The 17048-nt window shown below is 67.7% G+C and carries 17 protein-coding genes and 2 tRNA genes; 12 read left to right on the forward strand and 7 right to left on the reverse strand.

Annotated features, from left to right (window positions below):
- The first annotated feature begins 33 nt into the window (after positions 1 to 33).
- From gnd to G341_RS0101465, 8 genes are all read left to right on the forward strand, one after another.
- Positions 34 to 930: a phosphogluconate dehydrogenase (NAD(+)-dependent, decarboxylating) gene (gene gnd / locus G341_RS0101430; RefSeq protein WP_018177321.1), complete on the forward strand. Its 897-nt coding sequence runs from the start codon at positions 34 to 36 to the stop codon at positions 928 to 930.
- Positions 931 to 932: 2 nt separating this feature from the next.
- Positions 933 to 2114 carry a DNA replication/repair protein RecF gene (gene recF / locus G341_RS0101435; RefSeq protein WP_018177322.1) on the forward strand — a complete coding sequence of 394 codons (1182 nt, stop codon included), beginning with the start codon at positions 933 to 935 and terminating at the stop codon, positions 2112 to 2114.
- The gene (locus G341_RS0101440) at positions 2111 to 2650 is read left to right on the forward strand and encodes a DUF721 family protein (RefSeq protein WP_018177323.1); all 540 of its coding nucleotides are present in this window, start codon (positions 2111 to 2113) and stop codon (positions 2648 to 2650) included. Before recF ends, G341_RS0101440 begins: the two co-directional genes overlap by 4 nt.
- 234 nt (positions 2651 to 2884) lie before the next feature.
- Complete coding sequence (gene gyrB, locus G341_RS0101445; protein WP_018177324.1) at positions 2885 to 5011, forward strand: DNA topoisomerase (ATP-hydrolyzing) subunit B; 2127 nt, start codon at positions 2885 to 2887, stop codon at positions 5009 to 5011.
- Positions 5012 to 5097: 86 nt separating this feature from the next.
- Positions 5098 to 7623: a DNA gyrase subunit A gene (gene gyrA / locus G341_RS0101450; protein WP_018177325.1), complete on the forward strand. Its 2526-nt coding sequence runs from the start codon at positions 5098 to 5100 to the stop codon at positions 7621 to 7623.
- A 69-nt stretch (positions 7624 to 7692) separates the two neighbouring features.
- Entirely contained in the window at positions 7693 to 8586 is an 894-nt protein-coding gene (locus G341_RS24100; protein WP_026303112.1) for a DUF3566 domain-containing protein, read from the forward strand.
- Between the two features lie 78 nt (positions 8587 to 8664).
- A tRNA-Ile gene (locus G341_RS0101460) sits at positions 8665 to 8741 on the forward strand.
- 32 nt (positions 8742 to 8773) lie between these two features.
- Positions 8774 to 8846, forward strand: a tRNA-Ala gene (locus G341_RS0101465).
- Here the strand turns inward: G341_RS0101465 and G341_RS24105 are convergent.
- The gene (locus G341_RS24105) at positions 8820 to 9053 is read right to left on the reverse strand and encodes a hypothetical protein (RefSeq protein WP_245556884.1); all 234 of its coding nucleotides are present in this window, start codon (positions 9051 to 9053) and stop codon (positions 8820 to 8822) included. The two genes, G341_RS0101465 and G341_RS24105, sit on opposite strands and share 27 nt — an antisense overlap.
- Here G341_RS24105 and G341_RS20660 point away from each other — a divergent pair.
- On the forward strand, positions 9019 to 9552 hold the full coding sequence (locus G341_RS20660) for a DUF4822 domain-containing protein (RefSeq protein WP_018177327.1): 534 nt from the start codon (positions 9019 to 9021) through the stop codon (positions 9550 to 9552). The genes G341_RS24105 and G341_RS20660 overlap by 35 nt on opposite strands.
- Before the next feature lie 30 nt (positions 9553 to 9582).
- Here the strand turns inward: G341_RS20660 and G341_RS23690 are convergent, their stop codons facing one another.
- Both G341_RS23690 and G341_RS0101480 read right to left on the reverse strand, forming a co-directional pair.
- Entirely contained in the window at positions 9583 to 10329 is a 747-nt protein-coding gene (locus G341_RS23690) for a DUF4190 domain-containing protein (protein WP_155826701.1), read from the reverse strand.
- A gap of 48 nt (positions 10330 to 10377) precedes the next feature.
- Positions 10378 to 10572, reverse strand: a complete 195-nt coding sequence (locus tag G341_RS0101480) for a hypothetical protein (protein ID WP_018177329.1) — start codon at positions 10570 to 10572, stop codon at positions 10378 to 10380.
- Positions 10573 to 10724: 152 nt separating this feature from the next.
- Here G341_RS0101480 and G341_RS0101485 point away from each other — a divergent pair, with 152 nt between their 5' ends.
- Together G341_RS0101485 and G341_RS0101490 are read left to right on the forward strand one after the other, a co-directional pair.
- On the forward strand, positions 10725 to 11255 hold the full coding sequence (locus G341_RS0101485; protein ID WP_026303113.1) for a peptidylprolyl isomerase: 531 nt from the start codon (positions 10725 to 10727) through the stop codon (positions 11253 to 11255).
- Between the two features lie 4 nt (positions 11256 to 11259).
- On the forward strand, positions 11260 to 12138 hold the full coding sequence (locus G341_RS0101490; protein ID WP_026303114.1) for a rhomboid family intramembrane serine protease: 879 nt from the start codon (positions 11260 to 11262) through the stop codon (positions 12136 to 12138).
- A gap of 12 nt (positions 12139 to 12150) precedes the next feature.
- Here the strand turns inward: G341_RS0101490 and G341_RS0101495 are convergent, their stop codons facing one another.
- Positions 12151 to 12612: a PH domain-containing protein gene (locus G341_RS0101495; RefSeq protein ID WP_026303115.1), complete on the reverse strand. Its 462-nt coding sequence runs from the start codon at positions 12610 to 12612 to the stop codon at positions 12151 to 12153.
- A gap of 70 nt (positions 12613 to 12682) precedes the next feature.
- Positions 12683 to 12973 (reverse strand): cell division protein CrgA, encoded by a 291-nt coding sequence (crgA, locus tag G341_RS0101500; protein WP_018177333.1) that lies wholly within the window; start codon positions 12971 to 12973, stop codon positions 12683 to 12685.
- Positions 12974 to 13099: 126 nt separating this feature from the next.
- Here crgA and G341_RS0101505 point away from each other — a divergent pair, with 126 nt between their 5' ends.
- Positions 13100 to 13756 carry an aminodeoxychorismate/anthranilate synthase component II gene (locus G341_RS0101505; protein WP_026303116.1) on the forward strand — a complete coding sequence of 219 codons (657 nt, stop codon included), beginning with the start codon at positions 13100 to 13102 and terminating at the stop codon, positions 13754 to 13756.
- Positions 13757 to 13787: 31 nt separating this feature from the next.
- Here G341_RS0101505 and pknB read toward each other — a convergent pair whose 3' ends face one another.
- Complete coding sequence (pknB, locus tag G341_RS0101510; protein WP_018177335.1) at positions 13788 to 15671, reverse strand: Stk1 family PASTA domain-containing Ser/Thr kinase; 1884 nt, start codon at positions 15669 to 15671, stop codon at positions 13788 to 13790.
- Complete coding sequence (locus G341_RS0101515) at positions 15668 to 17005, reverse strand: protein kinase domain-containing protein (RefSeq protein ID WP_081622383.1); 1338 nt, start codon at positions 17003 to 17005, stop codon at positions 15668 to 15670. Before G341_RS0101515 ends, pknB begins: the two co-directional genes overlap by 4 nt.
- Positions 17006 to 17048 lie beyond the last annotated feature (43 nt).

The following is a 17048-nucleotide window of genomic DNA, read 5'->3' on the forward strand; positions in this document are numbered from 1 at the left end:
TCGGATCGATCGGGGATAGTCGGGAGGACCACGATGCAACTCGGACTGATCGGCCTGGGCAAGATGGGTGCCAATATGCGCACCCGGCTGCAGCGGGCGGGCCACGAGGTCATCGGCTTCGATCCACGTCCCGAGGTGAGCGATGTCGCGTCGCTGGCCGACCTCGTCAAGGGCCTCACCGGCCCGCGAGTCGTCTGGATCATGGTGCCGTCCGGCGATCCGACCCGCGACACCGTGCGGTCGTTGGCCGAACTGCTGGAGTCGGGCGATCTGGTGATCGACGGCGGCAACTCGAAGTACAGCGACGACCAACCCAATGCGGAGCTGTTGTCCGCCAAGGGAATCGGTTATATCGACTGTGGCGTCTCGGGCGGCGTGTGGGGATTGGACAACGGCTACGGTCTGATGGCCGGCGGCAGTCCCGCCGACATCGACCGAGCCATGCCGATCTTCGATGCCCTCCGGCCGGCGGGCGACCGGGCCGACGGATTCGTGCACGCGGGCCCGGTCGGCGCCGGCCATTACGCCAAGATGATCCACAACGGCATCGAGTACGGGCTGATGCACGCCTACGGCGAAGGCTACGAACTGTTGTCGGCCGAACCGCTGATCGAAGACGTCGAAGGCACGCTGCAGGCGTGGACGCAGGGCACGGTGATCCGGTCCTGGCTGCTGGATCTGCTGGTCGACGCGCTGAAGGAAGATCCCGGATTCTCCCAGATCTCCGACTACACAACCGATTCCGGTGAAGGCCGCTGGACCGTCGAAGAGGCGATCAAGCATTCGGTGCCGGCCAACGTCATTTCCGCGGCGCTGTTCGCGCGGTTCGCCTCGCGTCAGGAGGGCGGCTCGCCCGCGCTCAAGGCGGTCTCGGCGTTGCGCAATCAGTTCGGTGGGCACACCATGCGTTCTGCGGATGAGTCCGGATAGCGATGTTCGTCCGGAGTCTGCGGTTGCAGAACTTCCGCTCCTGGTCGTCGGCCGACTTCGAGTTCGGCCCGGGTGTGTCGGTGCTGGTGGGACGCAACGGATTCGGCAAGACCAACGTCATCGAGGCGCTGTATTACGTCGCGACGTTGCGCTCGCATCGCGTGTCAACCGATGCCCCGCTCATCCGGACGACCGCGGAATCCGCGACGATCGCTGCAACGGTGGAGAATTCGGGCCGCGAGCTGACCGTCGAACTGCAACTCACCGCAGGTCGGGCGAACAAGGCCCTGATCAACGGCGCGCCCCGGCGGCGGCCGCGGGATGTGCTCGGCGTCCTGCGATCGGTGCTGTTCTCGCCCGAGGACCTGCAGCTGGTGCGCGGCGACCCGGCGGAACGCCGGCGGTACCTGGACGAACTGGCGGCGATGCGCAGTCCGGCGGCCGCGGCGGCGAAGACCGATTACGACCGGGTGCTGCGGCAACGGACCGCATTGCTGAAGTCGGCGGCGTCGGCGATGCGGCGCGGTGGCGCCGATGCGGAATCGGTGATCAGCACCCTCGATGTCTGGGATGAGCAGCTGGCGCAGTTCGGCGGCCAGGTGATGGCGGCCCGATTGGACGTCTTGCGAGACGTGGAACCGCATGTGGTGCAGGCATATTCGACCATCGCACCGGACTCGCGGCCGGTTCGACTGGGATATCGCAGCTCCGGCGAGGACGCGCCGGCACCAACGGCCGACCAGCCGGCGGATGCGCAGGAGCTCGGGCAGTGGTTGTTGTCCGAGCTGGGTCGAGTGCGCTCGAAGGAGATCGATCGCGGCGTCTGCCTGATCGGGCCACATCGCGACGACGTCGATCTGTGGCTCGGTGCCGAACCGGCCAAGGGATTCGCCAGCCACGGGGAGTCGTGGTCGCTGGCATTGGCGTTGCGTCTCGGCTCGGTCGAGCTGATCCGCGCCGACGGCGCCGAGCCGGTTCTCATGCTCGACGACGTCTTCGCCGAACTCGATGCGGCCCGACGCGCGGCGCTGGTGGCACATGTTCGTGACGCCGAACAGGTGCTGATCACCGCGGCGGTGGCCGACGACATTCCGGCCGAGCTCGCCGGCAACCGAATCGCCGTCGTCATGAAAGAGATTGACGGACAGCGGATCTCGCAGGTCGACTCGGCGGTGACGGCATGACCGACGACGAACCGGCCGAACCGACCGGCTACGAATTGGCCCGCAAGGCCCTCGAGGACGCCCGGGCGGCGGCCCGGGCCGCCGGCAAATCGGTCGGTCAGGGCCGGTCGTCGGCGCGCAAGACGTCGGGCGGCTCGCGGCGGTCGGCCCGGCGCGGATGGAGCGGTCCGCGGCCCGACGCCAACGATCCGCAGCCGCTCGGCCGGCTCGCTGGACAGATTGCTCGGAGCCGCGGGTGGGGCGATCGGATCAGTGAGGGGTCGATCTTCGGTTCCTGGGACACGGTCGTCGGACCCGATGTCGCGGGCCACGCCCGCCCGACCGTCCTGCGCGACGGTGTTCTGCATATCCAGGCGGAGTCGACCGCGTGGGCGACCCAGCTGCGGCTGATGCAGCAGCAGATCCTCGGCAAGATCGCCGCGGCCGTGGGGAACGGGGTGGTCACGAGCCTGCGGATCACCGGTCCGCGAGCCCCGTCCTGGCGAAAAGGGGAGTTTCACGTCCGCGGGCGCGGGCCCCGGGACACCTACGGCTGACCCGCCAGGACCGGGCCCGGACGGGGGACGCTCATCTCTCGCAGAAGCTCGAATTAGCCGCGCACCGTCGTCGCGTGTCAGTTTGGCGGAAAAAAATCCGCCAGAGCGCGTGTTAGACGGCTAGGCGACCCCACTCTGTGTGAGCCAACCAGTAGTATGTAATCCGGGTTGTGACGACGCTCTCGGACGCGTCGTCACGGGGCACGCTTGTGCCCATCGACATCGAGGAGAACTGTGGCCGACGACGCCGACAAGACGACCGACAAGGCTGAGAAGCCCGCGAAGAAGCCAGCCGCCAAGAAGAAGGTGAGCAGCAGCAGTTACGGCGCCGACTCGATCTCCATTCTCGAAGGCCTCGAGGCCGTGCGCAAGCGTCCCGGTATGTACATCGGGTCCACCGGCGAGCGCGGCCTGCACCACCTCATCTGGGAGGTCGTGGACAACTCGGTCGACGAGGCGATGGCCGGATTCGCGACCCGGGTGGATGTCACGCTGCTGGCCGACGGCGGCGTCCAGGTCGTCGATGACGGCCGCGGTATTCCGGTCGCCATGCACGCGACCGGCGTCCCGACCGTCGAGGTCGTCATGACCCAGCTGCATGCCGGCGGCAAGTTCGACGGCGAGTCGTACGCGGTGTCGGGCGGCCTGCACGGCGTCGGCATCTCGGTGGTCAACGCGCTGTCGACGCGGATGCTCGTCGACATCGATCGCGACGGCTACCACTGGACTCAGGAGTACAACTACGCCAAGCCCGGCGAGCTGGTGCAGGGTGGGCCGACCAAGCGCACCGGCACCACGCAGCGCTTCTGGGCCGACCCCGACATCTTCGAGACCACCGAATACAGCTTCGAGACGATCGCGCGTCGACTGCAGGAGATGGCCTTCCTGAACAAGGGCCTGACCATCACGCTGACCGACGAACGGCCGCGCCACGTCGTGGAGTCGGACGACATCGAGCAGGCCGAGGCGGTCGGCACCGCTGACGCGGACGGGGATGCGCAGACCGACGACGAGGTCGCAGAGGAAGCCGTCGAGGATGCACCGGTCAAGTCGGCCAAGCCGCGAACCAAGACCTATCACTACCCGGGCGGCCTCGAAGACTTTGTCGCACACCTGAATCGGACCACCAGCCGCACCCCGATCCATCAGTCGATCATCGGGTTCACGGCGAAGGGCACCGGCCACGAGGTCGAGATCGCCATGCAGTGGAACAGCGGCTACTCCGAGTCGGTGCACACGTTTGCCAACACCATCAATACCCACGAGGGCGGCACCCACGAGGAGGGCTTCCGCTCCGCGCTGACGTCGACCGTGAACAAGTATGCGGCCGACAAGAAGCTGGTGAAGGAGAAGGACGGCAAGCTCACCGGTGACGACATCCGTGAGGGACTCGCGGCGGTCATCTCGGTGAAGGTCGCCGACCCGCAGTTCGAGGGTCAGACGAAGACCAAGCTCGGCAACACCGAGGTCCGCAGCTTCGTGCAGAAGGTGGCCAACGAGCACCTGAACCACTGGTTCGAGTCGAATCCCGCTGAGGCCAAGGCCATCATCAAGAAGGCAGCCGACTCGGCGCAGGCTCGCATGGCGGCCCGCAAGGCGCGAGAGTTGGTGCGGCGCAAGAGCGCAACCGATATCGGCGGCCTGCCCGGCAAGCTCGCCGACTGCCGCTCCAACGACCCGAGTCTCTGCGAGGTCTACATCGTGGAGGGCGACTCGGCCGGCGGTTCCGCCAAGAGCGGCCGTGACTCGATGTACCAGGCGATCCTGCCGCTGCGCGGTAAGATCATCAACGTCGAGAAGGCTCGAATCGACAAGGTGCTCAAAAACAATGAGGTCCAGTCGATCATCACGGCGTTCGGCACCGGCATCCACGACGAGTTCGACATCTCGAAGCTGCGCTATCACAAGATCGTGCTGATGGCCGATGCCGACGTCGACGGCCAGCACATCGCGACCCTGCTGCTGACGCTGCTGTTCCGATTCATGCGACCGCTCGTCGAGCACGGCCACGTCTATCTGGCGCAGCCGCCGCTGTACAAGCTCAAGTGGCAGAAGGGCGCCGAGCCCGAGTTCGCCTATTCCGATCGCGAGCGCGACGGCCTGCTCGAGGCGGGTCTGCAGTCCGGCAAGAAGATCAACAAGGACGACGGCATCCAGCGCTACAAGGGTCTGGGCGAGATGAACGCCAAGGAGCTGTGGGAGACCACCATGGATCCGGATGTGCGCGTGCTGCGTCAGGTGACACTCGACGATGCTGCCGCCGCCGACGAGATCTTCAGCGTGCTGATGGGCGAGGACGTCGCGGCCCGCCGCAGCTTCATCGCCCGCAACGCCAAGGATGTGCGCTTCCTCGACGTCTAGGCGTCCTGCTCTCAACCCCAGTCCACCAACGACTTTCGCCGCCCGCCTGAGACATCGGCACCAGCGGCAGATCCGAAGAGGAGATCATGACCGACACCACGTTGCCGCCCACCGAGGGCTCCGGCGACCGCGTCGAACCGGTCGACATCCAGCAGGAAATGCAGCGCAGCTACATCGATTACGCGATGAGCGTCATCGTGGGCCGCGCGCTGCCGGAGGTTCGCGACGGCCTCAAGCCGGTGCACCGCCGCCTGCTCTACGCGATGAACGACGCCGGCTTCCGGCCCGACCGCGGCTACGTGAAGTCCGCGAAACCCGTTGCGGAGACGATGGGCAACTACCACCCGCACGGAGACACCGCGATCTACGACGCGCTGGTGCGCCTCGCCCAGCCGTGGTCGCTGCGGTACCCGCTGGTGGACGGGCAGGGCAACTTCGGTTCGCGCGGCGACGACGGTCCGGCGGCCATGCGGTACACCGAGGCGCGTCTCACGCCGCTGGCGATGGAGATGCTGCGTGACATCCAGGAAGAGACAGTCGATTTCACGCCGAACTACGACGGCAAGACCATGGAGCCCCTGGTCCTGCCGAGCCGCGTCCCGAACCTGCTGATCAACGGTTCGGGCGGCATCGCGGTCGGCATGGCGACCAACATCCCGCCGCACAATCTCAACGAGATCGCGGACGCGATCTTCTGGGCTCTCGACAACCATGAGGCCGACGAGGAGACCACGCTCGCCGCCTGCATGGAACGCGTCAAGGGCCCGGACTTCCCGACCGCGGGCCTGATCGTCGGCGGCCAGGGCATCAAGGACGCCTACGCGACCGGTCGCGGCTCCATCCGCATGCGCGGTGTGGTCGAGATCGAGGAGAACAGCAAGGGCACCACCACGCTGGTGATCACCGAGCTGCCGTACCAGGTCAATCCGGACAACATGATCCGCTCGATCGCCGAGCAGGTGGCGGACGGAAAACTCAAGGGCATCAGCAAGATCGACGACGAATCGTCCGATCGCGCCGGCATGCGGATCGTCGTCACGCTCAAGCGCGACGCGGTCGCCAAGGTGGTTCTGAACAACCTCTACAAGCACAGCCAGCTGCAGACCAGCTTCGGCGCCAACATGCTGTCGATCGTCGACGGCGTGCCGCGCACCCTGCGCCTGGATCAGATGATCCGGTTCTACGTGGCGCACCAGATCGACGTGATCGTGCGTCGCACCCGGTACCGGCTGCGCAAGGCCGAGGAGCGGGCCCATATCCTGCGCGGTCTGGTGAAAGCCCTTGACGCGCTTGACGAAGTGATTGCCCTCATTCGACGCAGCGAGACCGTCGACATCGCCCGCACCGGCTTGATGTCGCTGCTCGACGTCGACGAGATCCAGGCCGACGCGATCCTCGCGATGCAGCTGCGGCGCCTGGCGGCCCTCGAGCGGCAGAAGATCATTGACGAGTTGGCCGAGATCGAGCGCGAGATCGCCGATCTGAAGGACATTCTGGAGAAGCCCGAGCGCCAGCGCGCGATCGTTCGCGACGAACTCACCGAGATCGTCGAGAAGTTCGGCGACGAGCGTCGCACGAGAATCGTTGCGGCCGAAGGCGATGTGACCGACGAGGACCTCATCGCCCGGGAGGACGTGGTCGTCACGATCACCGAGACCGGCTACGCCAAGCGCACCAAGACCGACCTGTACCGCAGCCAGCGGCGCGGCGGCAAGGGCGTGCAGGGAGCCGGCCTCAAGCAGGACGACATCGTCGCGCACTTCTTCGTGTGCTCGACCCACGACTGGATCCTGTTCTTCACCACCAAGGGCCGGGTCTACCGGGCCAAGGCGTACGACCTGCCCGAGGCCAACCGCACCGCGCGCGGCCAGCACGTCGCGAATCTCCTTGCGTTCCAACCGGAAGAGCGGATCGCTCAGGTCATCCAGATCAAGTCGTACGACGACGCGCCCTATCTGGTGCTGGCCACCCGTGGCGGACTGGTGAAGAAGTCCAAGCTCGCCGACTTCGACTCCAACCGGTCGGGCGGCATCGTCGCGATCAACCTGCGGGGCGAGGATGAACTCGTCGGCGCGCAGCTGTGCTCGTCCGACGACGATCTGCTGCTGGTGTCCAAGCGGGGTCAGTCGATCCGCTTCAGTGCGACCGACGAGGCGCTGCGGCCGATGGGCCGCGCCACCTCGGGCGTGCAGGGCATGCGGTTCAACGACGACGACCAGCTGCTGTCGCTCAATGTCGTGGTGCCGGATACCTTCCTGCTGGTCGCGACCTCCGGCGGCTATGCCAAGCGCACGGCGATGGAGGACTACCCGGTGCAGGGTCGGGGCGGCAAGGGTGTGCTGACGATTCAGCACGACAAGAACCGCGGCGATCTGGTCGGCGCGCTCATCGTCGACAACGACACCGAGCTGTACGCGATCACCTCGGGCGGCGGCGTCATCCGGACGGCGGCCAAGCAGGTTCGCAAGGCCGGACGTCAGACCAAGGGTGTGCGCCTGATGAATCTCGACGAGGGAACGGTCCTTGTCGCGATTGCTCGCAACGCGGACGAGACCGACGTCGACGACCAGGAAGCAGGCGGAATGCCGGGCGCTTCAGGCGGCAAGAAGTAGGCTGGGCGATCGAAGGCCGAGCGCCGTACCGTGCCGGTACGGCGAGCCCCCGGAGTGAAGGATGACGTGTTGAGCACCAACAAGCCCGACGACCAGCCGTCCGGCAAGCCCGCCAACAAACCCGCGGGCGGCGACAGGCCGCGCGCGTCGGCAGGCGAGGTGGCGGCGGCTGCCGCGGCGGCGGCCGGGGGTGCGGCGAAGACCGGCACCGGACCCGGCGGCGTTCCGCCGTGGCAGCGGGGTACCGGGAAGCCCGGCGAGCGGCCGGCGCCGCCCGCGACGGGTGATCGGCCGCAACAGGCGTCGGCACTCGATCGCACCCCGCCCGCGGCGGTGGATGCCAAGAAATCTGCGGCCGCGCAGCCGCCGAAGACCTCGCCCGAAGAGCCGGCCGGCGGTAACCGCCCGCGGACGATGATCACCGGCACTGCGATCCCGGATTCGTTGCGGGACAAGCCGACTGCGTCCGCGCCGAAGGCGGCCGCGGGTGGCGCCGCGGCGGCGACCGAGGTGCTCGATGCGAAGAGTGCGCCCGCGCCGGCCGAGGCCGAGGGCCCCAAGCGGGTCGGCGCGGTCACCGATCGCGTGCCCACCAACGGGCGCGCTCCGCTGCGCGCAGCAGTGCAGATCCGCCGGATCGATCCGTGGGCGACCCTGAAGATCACCGCGGTCGTGTCGATCGTCGGCTTCTTCGTCTGGATGGTCGCGGTCGCGGTGCTGTATCTGATCATGGACGGTATGGGCGTCTGGGGATCGCTGAACGATTCGCTCGGCAGCATCACCACCAGTGACTCCTCGAGCGATACGACCATCGGCGCGGGAACGGTGTTCGGTTTCGCGGCGCTGATCGGCGCGGTGAGCGCGGTGCTGGTGACCGCGCTGGCCGCCGTCGGGTCGATCATCTACAACATCTGCGCAGACCTGGTCGGGGGCATCGAGATCACCCTTGCCGACCGCGATTGACGGCGTTCGAAAGAACCGCGCTGACGACGCGTTTTGGTTGATTCGCGGTCGCTCCGGTAGCCTTTCATCTCGGTTCACGGGCCTATAGCTCAGGCGGTTAGAGCGCTTCGCTGATAACGAAGAGGTCGGAGGTTCAAGTCCTCCTAGGCCCACCATCAGAACCCAGTCGACCAGCAGGCCGGCGTCCGGGGCCTTAGCTCAGTTGGTAGAGCGCCGCCTTTGCAAGGCGGATGTCAGGAGTTCGAATCTCCTAGGCTCCACAGAGATCGATAATGCCCGAGCCGCCACCCGCGCCCCATGCGCTGTGGTAGTCCTGGTCGGATGACGACGAAAAGGGTCATTTCCGCCATCGCGGCCGCCGCCGCTGTTCTGATTCCCCTCGCCGCCTGCAGCGACGACAGCTCGAGCAGCAGTTCCTCTTCCACCTCTTCCGTGACGTCCTCGGCTGCGGCATCGTCGTCGGCCACCCAGACGCCTTCCCAGATCCTCTCGTCGACCTCCTGGGAGACCACCGGTGCCGTCGACAACGCCGGCAAGAGGCGCGCCCTGAGCGATCCGGATGTCAAGACCTACGTCGGCTACGCCTACTTCGATGCCGACGGCACCTTCGCGATGTACAACCTGGACGACACCCCGAAGATGCAGGGGGACTGGAAGCTGACGCCGGACGGCAAGACCCGCATCATCACGGCCAAGGACGAGAACGGGAAGGTGCGGTTCACCCGCAGCTCGCCGATCGAGACGCTGACGCCCCTGGAGTTCACCTATCGGACCTACCCGGTGCAGAACAACCAGTCGATCTACATCGACATCGTCCACACGCCGACGACCCACAAGGCGCCGATCGCGTCCAGCCCGGCACCCTCGTCGAGCGGATCGAACTCCGGATCGATGGCGCCGAGCTCGATGCCATCACGTCCGATGTCGTCGCATCCGACGACCCCGATCGCGCCCGGGAGCCGGTAGCCCTCGGCCGATCAGCCGGGTCGGGCAGGATCAGCTGCCGCGGGCGACGATCCAGGTGTAGCCGATCAGGGCCAGAATCTCGGCGGCGAGACCGATGTAGCCGACCCACAGGGCCGCCACGGCCAGCGAATCGCCGTGCTCGCGGGTCTCACGAATCTGCCGGCGGGCCACATGGCCGCAGATCACGCCGGCGATGGCGGTGACGAACAGCATCGAGAACACGATGGCGGCGATGGCCAGTCGGTTGGTGTAGTTGGGCGCCGGGGTGGCACTCATGGCGGAATCCTGGGGCTTCGAGGTGGCAGCGGGACGAGGGGGCGGGGCCGTCTTCGGATCGACCGCGGTACCGGTCACGACGGGCGGCTTGGGCGGCGGTGGCGTACCGACCGGGCCGGCGGGCCGCGCGGCCGGGCGGGGGTTGACCGGTGGTGCACCGGGCGGCGGATTGCCCGGCGGCGGCACCTGCGAATACGCGCGCGCGCCGACCGCGGAATCGAGTCCCTGCTCGCCGATGCCGGCCGCGGGGCCGTTGAGTACAGGGTCGCGCTGGACCGGGGGCTTGTTCGGGGGGCCGGCGGGGCGCTGCGGGGGCGGCGGGTTCCCAGGACCCGCTCCACCGGGCCCGAATTTCGCCGGACCGTTGCCGGCCGGCGGGGGTGCGACGGGCCGCTGGCCGCGGGGTGGCGGGGTCGGACGTCCGCCGGCGGCCGGGGGGTTCGGCCGCCGCGGAGGCTGCGACGGGGGCCCGGCCGGGCGATTGCTATCTGGTCCGCTCACGGTTTACAAGGTACCGGTCGGATGCGGGCGGTGGTGCCCAGTGGCTGGTCAGTCGCCGGCCGAGGGCACGTCAGCGACGTGCGGTGGCTCCGGAGCGACCGCGGGAGTCGCGCCGCGGGCACGCCGGGCGGCCAGGTATCCGAGGGCGCCGACGGCCACCAGACCCCCGCTGAGCACCAGGGCCTTCAGGGGCGAACGCCGGGAGCGCCCGGTCGAGGTCGTGGCGGACGTGGGGGCGGCCATGAATGCTCCTTGCAGGAAGATGACGGGTCGGCGGTGCCTACACCTTGCCACGATCGCCCGTTATGGGCATGACGCGCGTCGGGATGCCGTGCCAGTGGGTGTTGGTGGCGGATCGCTACGGGTGCCGGTCGGCGCATGGCACGATGGAGCGCGTGAGTAAAGCAGCAGCCAAGACCGCAACCGCAACCCTGCACACCAACCGGGGCCCGATCGCCATCGCCCTGTTCGGCAACCATGCGCCGAAGACCGTGGCGAACTTCGTCGGCCTCGCCGACGGCAGCAAGGAGTACAGCAAGCCGAACGCCGCCGGCACCGCGTCCGGCCCGTTCTACGACGGCGCGGTGTTCCACCGCGTCATCGACGGCTTCATGATCCAGGGCGGCGACCCGACCGGCACCGGCATGGGCGGCCCGGGTTACGAGTTCGAGGACGAGTTCCATCCCGAGCTGCAGTTCGACGAGGGGTACATCCTCGCGATGGCGAACGCCGGACCGGGCACCAACGGCTCGCAGTTCTTCATCACCGTGGGTCCGACCCCGCACCTGAACCGTCGCCACACCATCTTCGGCATCGTCGAGGACGAGGAGTCGAAGAAGGTCGTGGACGCGATCGCGACCACCGCGACCGATCGTCGCGATCGTCCGGTCGACGAGGTCGTCATCGAGAAGATCACGATCGCCTAGCGACTTGACCCACCCAGCAGACCGCGCGACCGGTCCCGGTGGCGCGGTCTGCCGGTGGCACCCGGACCGGCCGACACTGTTGGCCTGCTCGCGCTGCGGAACCCCGGCCTGTCCGGACTGTCTGAGTCCGGCGCCGGTCGGTCAGTTGTGTCGTAACTGCGTCGGCGCCGCGGCCCGGCAGACGCCGCGGGTCCGGCAGGTCGGTGCCACCACCCCGTACGCCACGTACACGCTGATCGCGATCAATGTCGTGGTGTACATCGTCGCGGCGCTGCAGGCGCACACCTCGGCGCTCACCGCGCTCAACAGCCGGATCCTGTGGAACGGCGGCCTCTTCGAACCGAAGGTCGCCGACGGCGAGTACTACCGGCTGATCACGTCGGGCTTCCTGCATTTGTCGGTCTGGCATATCGCGGCCAATATGATCGCGCTGCTGCTGATCGGCGCGCAGCTCGAAAAGTTCATGGGCACAGCACGATTCACCGGTGTCTATTTCATCTCGATGCTCGGCGGCGCCGCGGCCGTGCTCGCGCTGGGCGATGTGAACACGCTGACCGCCGGCGCGTCGGGGGCCATCTACGGGCTGCTGGGCGCGCTGCTGGTGATCGTGGTGCGTGGCGGTCAGCCGCCGACGCAGATCGTGGTGATCATCGCGCTGAACCTCTTCATCACCCTGGCGGTGCCGGGCATCTCCCTGTGGGATCACCTCGGCGGGCTGGTGTTCGGCACGCTCACGATGGCGGCCATCGTCTATCTGCCGCGGTTGGTGCCGGATGGTCGGTCCGGTCGGGCGGCATTGATCAACCGGCTGACGTGGGTGACCCTCGGCGGCCTGGTCGTCGTGACCGCGCTGCTGGGCGTGGCGGCGGCACTCGGGCGCTGATCCCCAGCCGGGTCAGTCGCGCGGCGCGTCGACCCGCAGACCGGCGTGGCGCAGGGCGTCGGCCACATCTGCGGGCGCGGTGCCCAGATCCCAGCGGCCGAACACCACCAGTCGGGTATCGGCGCCGGATGAACCGGCATCGGGTCGGGTGAATTCGAGTTCGAGATGGGCGACCTTCCGCCCGAACCTCGGGAACTTCACGATGCGGATCCGCACGATCTCGTCGCGCCGGTAGCTGCTGGCCCCGGCGATCGTGCGGACGCGCAGTCCGTCGTCGACGATGGCCAGTCGCGGCCGCGAGATCAGGGATCCGGCGCCGAATGCGGCCAGGGCGCCGCCGCCGCACAGCAGCAGCACCAGGCCGGCGAGGTCACCGCTGAGAATGCCGGCGATGATCAGGGCGATACCGCCGATGAGCATGCCCCACGCCGCGGGCTTCGGGGTGGCCCAGGAGGTCTGTTGAGAGTTATCCACAGGACTTATCCCCAGTGGGGATGAATTACACACATGTTCTTACGAGGCTGTGAGTATGTGAATCCGCAGGTCAGCGCCACCGCATGGTCATCAGGAGGCCGGCGACCATGAACCCGAAGCCGATCAGGAAGTTCCAGGAGCCGAGGGCGTACATCCAATGCAGGACCTTGCCGTCGGCGCCGAGGCTCGACGGGGTGGCGACGAGATAGAACACGATCAGCCACAGCAGCCCGAACAGCATCAGGCCGAGCATGAGCGCCACGTACCAGGTGCTCGACGGGCCGACCTTGACCTTCACCGGCGTGCGATTGGCCGTGTTGATCGTGTAGTCGGTCTTCTTCCGGACTTTTGACTTGGGCATGACTTCCTAGCGGTAGACCCCGCCGCAGAGCGGCAGTTCTGTAAATACAGTTCAGTACAAAAGTAACGCACAAGCTCGGTCGATATGGAATCGATCGACCGCAGGACCGATGAGTACGCTGGTCGGGTGAAGATCCTCGTCGTCGACAACTACGACAGCTTTGTCTACAACCTGGTGCAGTACATCGGGCAGCTGGGAGTCGTGTGCGACGTCTGGCGCAATGACGACGAGCGCCTCGCCGACCCGGCCGCGGTGGCCGCCGACTACGACGGCATCCTGCTCAGCCCCGGACCCGGCACCCCGCAGCGGGCCGGCGCGACGATGCCGATGGTCACGGCGGCGGGCGAGGCCGGCACCCCGGTCCTCGGCGTGTGCCTCGGGCATCAGGCGATCGGTGCGGTGTTCGGCGGCACGGTCGACCGCGCCCCGGAACTGTTGCACGGCAAGACCTCTCTGGTGTTCCACGAAGGCCACGGAGTGCTGGCCGGGCTGCCGAATCCGTTCACCGCGACGCGGTATCACTCGCTGACCGTGCTGCCGGAAACGGTGCCGGACGTCTTCGAGGTCACCGGCCGCACCGAGACGGGCGTGGTGATGGGTCTGCGTCATCGCGAGCTGGCCATCGAGGGCGTGCAATTCCACCCGGAGAGCGTGCTCACGCAGGGCGGGCACCGGATGCTCGCCAACTGGCTGGCGCGCTGCGGCTGGACATTCGACGAGGCGCTGGTCAGCCGGCTCGAGGCCGAGGTGGCTGCGGCGCTGTCGCCGGCCCCGGGGGCCTAGCGCGCCGACCGGGCGACCCCCGGCGCGTTAACTATCCGCCGGGCAGGATCGACAGTTGGCCGATACCGACGGTGATCGGGTCGGTGTTCTTGACCACAGACCCCGGTGGCGCACTCTGATTGACCACCTTGCCTATTCCCGGATTGCCCAGCCCGACGCTGACGCCGTTCGCGGTGAGCGCCACCTTGTAACCGAGCCCTGCCAACGTCTGCGTCGCCTGATCCTGGCTCATGCCGCGCAGGTCCGGCATCCGGAACTGATTGCCGAGCGAGACGTTGACAGTGACGGCGGAGCCCTGGTCGACCTGATTGCCGGTTCCGGGCGACCAACTGACGACCTGCCCGGCCGGCAGTGTGCTGTCGACGTCGACTTCGTGCATCTGCAGCTTCAGTTGCTTGAGGTTGGTTTCTGCGGCGTCCACGGTCTGGCCGGTGAGATCAGGCACCGAGACCCGAAGCGGCCCACCGCCGACCTGGACGCGGATGGGTTGGTTCACGGCGAGCGTGGTGCCGACGGGTGGATCGGTTCCGACGACTTTGCCCTTCATCTTCATGTCGGACGCGACAGTGACCGGCGCGGGCGAGGCGAAGCCCATGTTCTTGAGCTCGTTGACAGCTTCGTCCGGGGTCTTGCCCTTGAGGTCGGGCACCTGCACCGACTTCGGGCCGATCGACCGGAACAGCCGGACCGTCGACCCCTTGTGCACCTTGTTGCCCTGGCCCGGATCGGACCGGGTGATCAGGCCCGGTGCCACGGTGTTGCTGTTCTCGTTGATGACCGCGTCGTCGACCTTGAAGCCCTGCGCGGTGAGTGACGCGCGGGCATTCGCCTCGGAGTCACCGGCGACCGGATTGACCGTCACCTGGGCTCCGTCCGACCACGGCCTGGTGATCAGCAGCGCGCTGAGCACGACCAGCGCGGTGATCGCGAGGATCGCCCCGATCAGCCGTCGCCGTCGCGGATCATGGTCGGGCACATCGGTATTGGGCGGAACCCGCACGGAACGCGCCCGGACGGGGGTATCGATGAGTTCGGTGCGATCGGCGTCGGTCATCACGATCGGCGCGCTGGGTTTGCCGCCCGCGAGCACCTTGACCAGTTCCGAACGCAGATCGGCGGCCGACTGGTAGCGGTTGTCGGGGTTCTTGGCCATCGCCTTGAGAACCACCGAGTCGAGCTCCGGCGGGATCTCCGGATCGATCGACGACGGGGTCGGCGGATCTTCCCGGACATGCTGGTAGGCGACCGCGACCGGGGAGTCTCCGGTGAACGGCGGCTGACCGGTGAGGAGCTCGAAGAGCACACAACCCAGGGAGTAAACGTCGCTGCGGGCGTCCACGGACGCGCCGCGGGCCTGCTCGGGGGACAGGTACTGGGCGGTGCCGATGACCGCCGCGGTCTGGGTCATGGTGTTGGCGCCGTCGGCCATCGCGCGGGCGATGCCGAAGTCCATCACCTTCACCGCGCCGGTGCGATCGATCATCACGTTCGCCGGCTTGACGTCGCGGTGGACGATCCCGTTCTGGTGCGAGAATTCCAGCGCCGCAGCAACATCCGCGATCCAGAGCATGGCCTGCCGGGGTGCCACCTTCCCTTCGCGGCGCAGTACGTCGCGCAGCGTCTCGCCGTCGACGTACTCCATCACGATGTACGGCAGGGGCCCCGACTCGGTCTCGGCCTCGCCCGAGTCGTACACCGCGACAATCGTCGGGTGGTTCAGCGCCGCGGCGTTCTGCGCCTCGCGACGGAAGCGCAGATAGAAGCTGGGGTCGCGGGCCAGGTCGGCGCGCAGCACTTTGATCGCCACGTCGCGATGGAGCCTCAGGTCACGTGCCTGGTGCACCTCGCTCATCCCGCCGAAACCGAGGGTTTCGCCGAGTTCGTAGCGATCAGAAATGTGCTGCGGGGTATTCATCGATCGGTGTTCCCGCCACCTGAATCGTTGTTGCCCCAGTCGCGATCGAGCATGCCCTGGACGCACCCGGGCGGGAACGCGGTTCCGGGGATGCACGGCACGGCGATGCCTCCGTTGGTCGTCGTGGTGGTGGTCGTAGTCGGCTCGGTCGTGGTGGTCGTGGTGGTGGTCGTCGTCTCCGACGTGGTGTGGCGACTCGTGGTCGTCGTCGGTTCGTCGGTGGTGGTCACGGCGGGGGCCGTGGTGGTTGTATCGACGCTGCCATTGTTGTCGTTAGACCGGGCAACCACCAGTCCGACCGCCACCAGAGCGGCGATCAGCAGCAGCACGGCGACTCCGGCGAGGGCCTTCTGACCGGTGGTCCAGCGGTTATCGTGCGGCGGCGGAACGACCGGACGGGCGGCGGCCCGAGGCGCCGGGCTGGGAGCGCCGGTGAGGACCTGGGTCCCGGCCGTCGGCGGGCCCACGATGGCGGCGCCGCCGGGCCGCGGCGCCCGATGACCGGCTCGTACCGCTGCCACGGCGTCGGCGAACTCGCCGCCGTCGTGGTAGCGCTGCGCGGGGGTCTTGGACAGGGCGATCGAGATCAGATCGCGCACGCCGGCCGGGAGGTCGGCCGGCAGCGGGGCCGGCGTCTCGCGGATATGGCGCATGGCGACCGTGATCGCGCCGTCGCCGTCGAACGGCCGGCGTCCGGAGATCGCCTCGTAGCCGACGACGCCCAGCGAGTAGACGTCCGAGGCAGCCACGGCGTCCTCGCCGAGCGCCTGCTCCGGCGAGATGTACTGCGCGGTGCCCATCACCATGCCGGTCTGCGTGACCGGGGCGGCGTCGACGGCCTTGGCGATACCGAAGTCGGTGATCTTCACCTGGCCGGTCGGGGTGATCAGGATGTTGCCCGGCTTGACGTCGCGGTGCACGAGACCGTTCTGGTGGGCCACCTGCAGCGCCCGGCCGGTCTGCTCGAGCATGTCGAGGGCGTTGTTCAACGACAGCCGCCCGACGCGGGCGAGGACGGCGTTGAGCGGCTCACCGTTCACCAATTCCATGACCAGGTACGCCAGCGGGCTGCCGCCGGACCGGTCGGGCGTCTCGCCGTAGTCGAAGACGTTGGCGATGCCGGGGTGGTTCAGCTGCGCGGTGGTCCGCGCCTCGGAACGGAAGCGCTCGAGGAACTCGGGATCGTCGGAGAACTCGGACTTGAGCACCTTGATCGCGACACGTCGGTCCAGCCGGGTGTCGAGTCCTTCCCACACCTGGCCCATTCCGCCGGTGGCGATCAGCCGCATCAGGCGGTAGCGGTCGGCGATCATCGCGCCGCTCTGCAAACTCATCGGTCACTCCACTCTGTTCCCACCGCCGCGATACCGGACGCGG

Source organism: Jongsikchunia kroppenstedtii DSM 45133, from assembly GCF_000380485.1.
GTDB classification, from domain to species: Bacteria; Actinomycetota; Actinomycetes; order Mycobacteriales; family Mycobacteriaceae; genus Jongsikchunia; species Jongsikchunia kroppenstedtii.

Excerpts from the sequence above, each read along its gene's own strand:
- gnd (WP_018177321.1), top strand. The coding sequence starts at position 34 with ATGCAACTCGGACTGATCGGCCTGGGCAAGATGGGTGCCAATATGCGC.
- recF (WP_018177322.1), top strand. The coding sequence starts at position 933 with ATGTTCGTCCGGAGTCTGCGGTTGCAGAACTTCCGCTCCTGGTCGTCG.
- G341_RS0101440 (WP_018177323.1), top strand. The coding sequence starts at position 2,111 with ATGACCGACGACGAACCGGCCGAACCGACCGGCTACGAATTGGCCCGC.
- gyrA (WP_018177325.1), top strand. The coding sequence starts at position 5,098 with ATGACCGACACCACGTTGCCGCCCACCGAGGGCTCCGGCGACCGCGTC.
- G341_RS0101480 (WP_018177329.1), bottom strand. The coding sequence starts at position 10,572 with ATGGCCGCCCCCACGTCCGCCACGACCTCGACCGGGCGCTCCCGGCGT.
- crgA (WP_018177333.1), bottom strand. The coding sequence starts at position 12,973 with ATGCCCAAGTCAAAAGTCCGGAAGAAGACCGACTACACGATCAACACG.
- pknB (WP_018177335.1), bottom strand. The coding sequence starts at position 15,671 with ATGAATACCCCGCAGCACATTTCTGATCGCTACGAACTCGGCGAAACC.
- G341_RS0101515 (WP_081622383.1), bottom strand. The coding sequence starts at position 17,005 with ATGAGTTTGCAGAGCGGCGCGATGATCGCCGACCGCTACCGCCTGATG.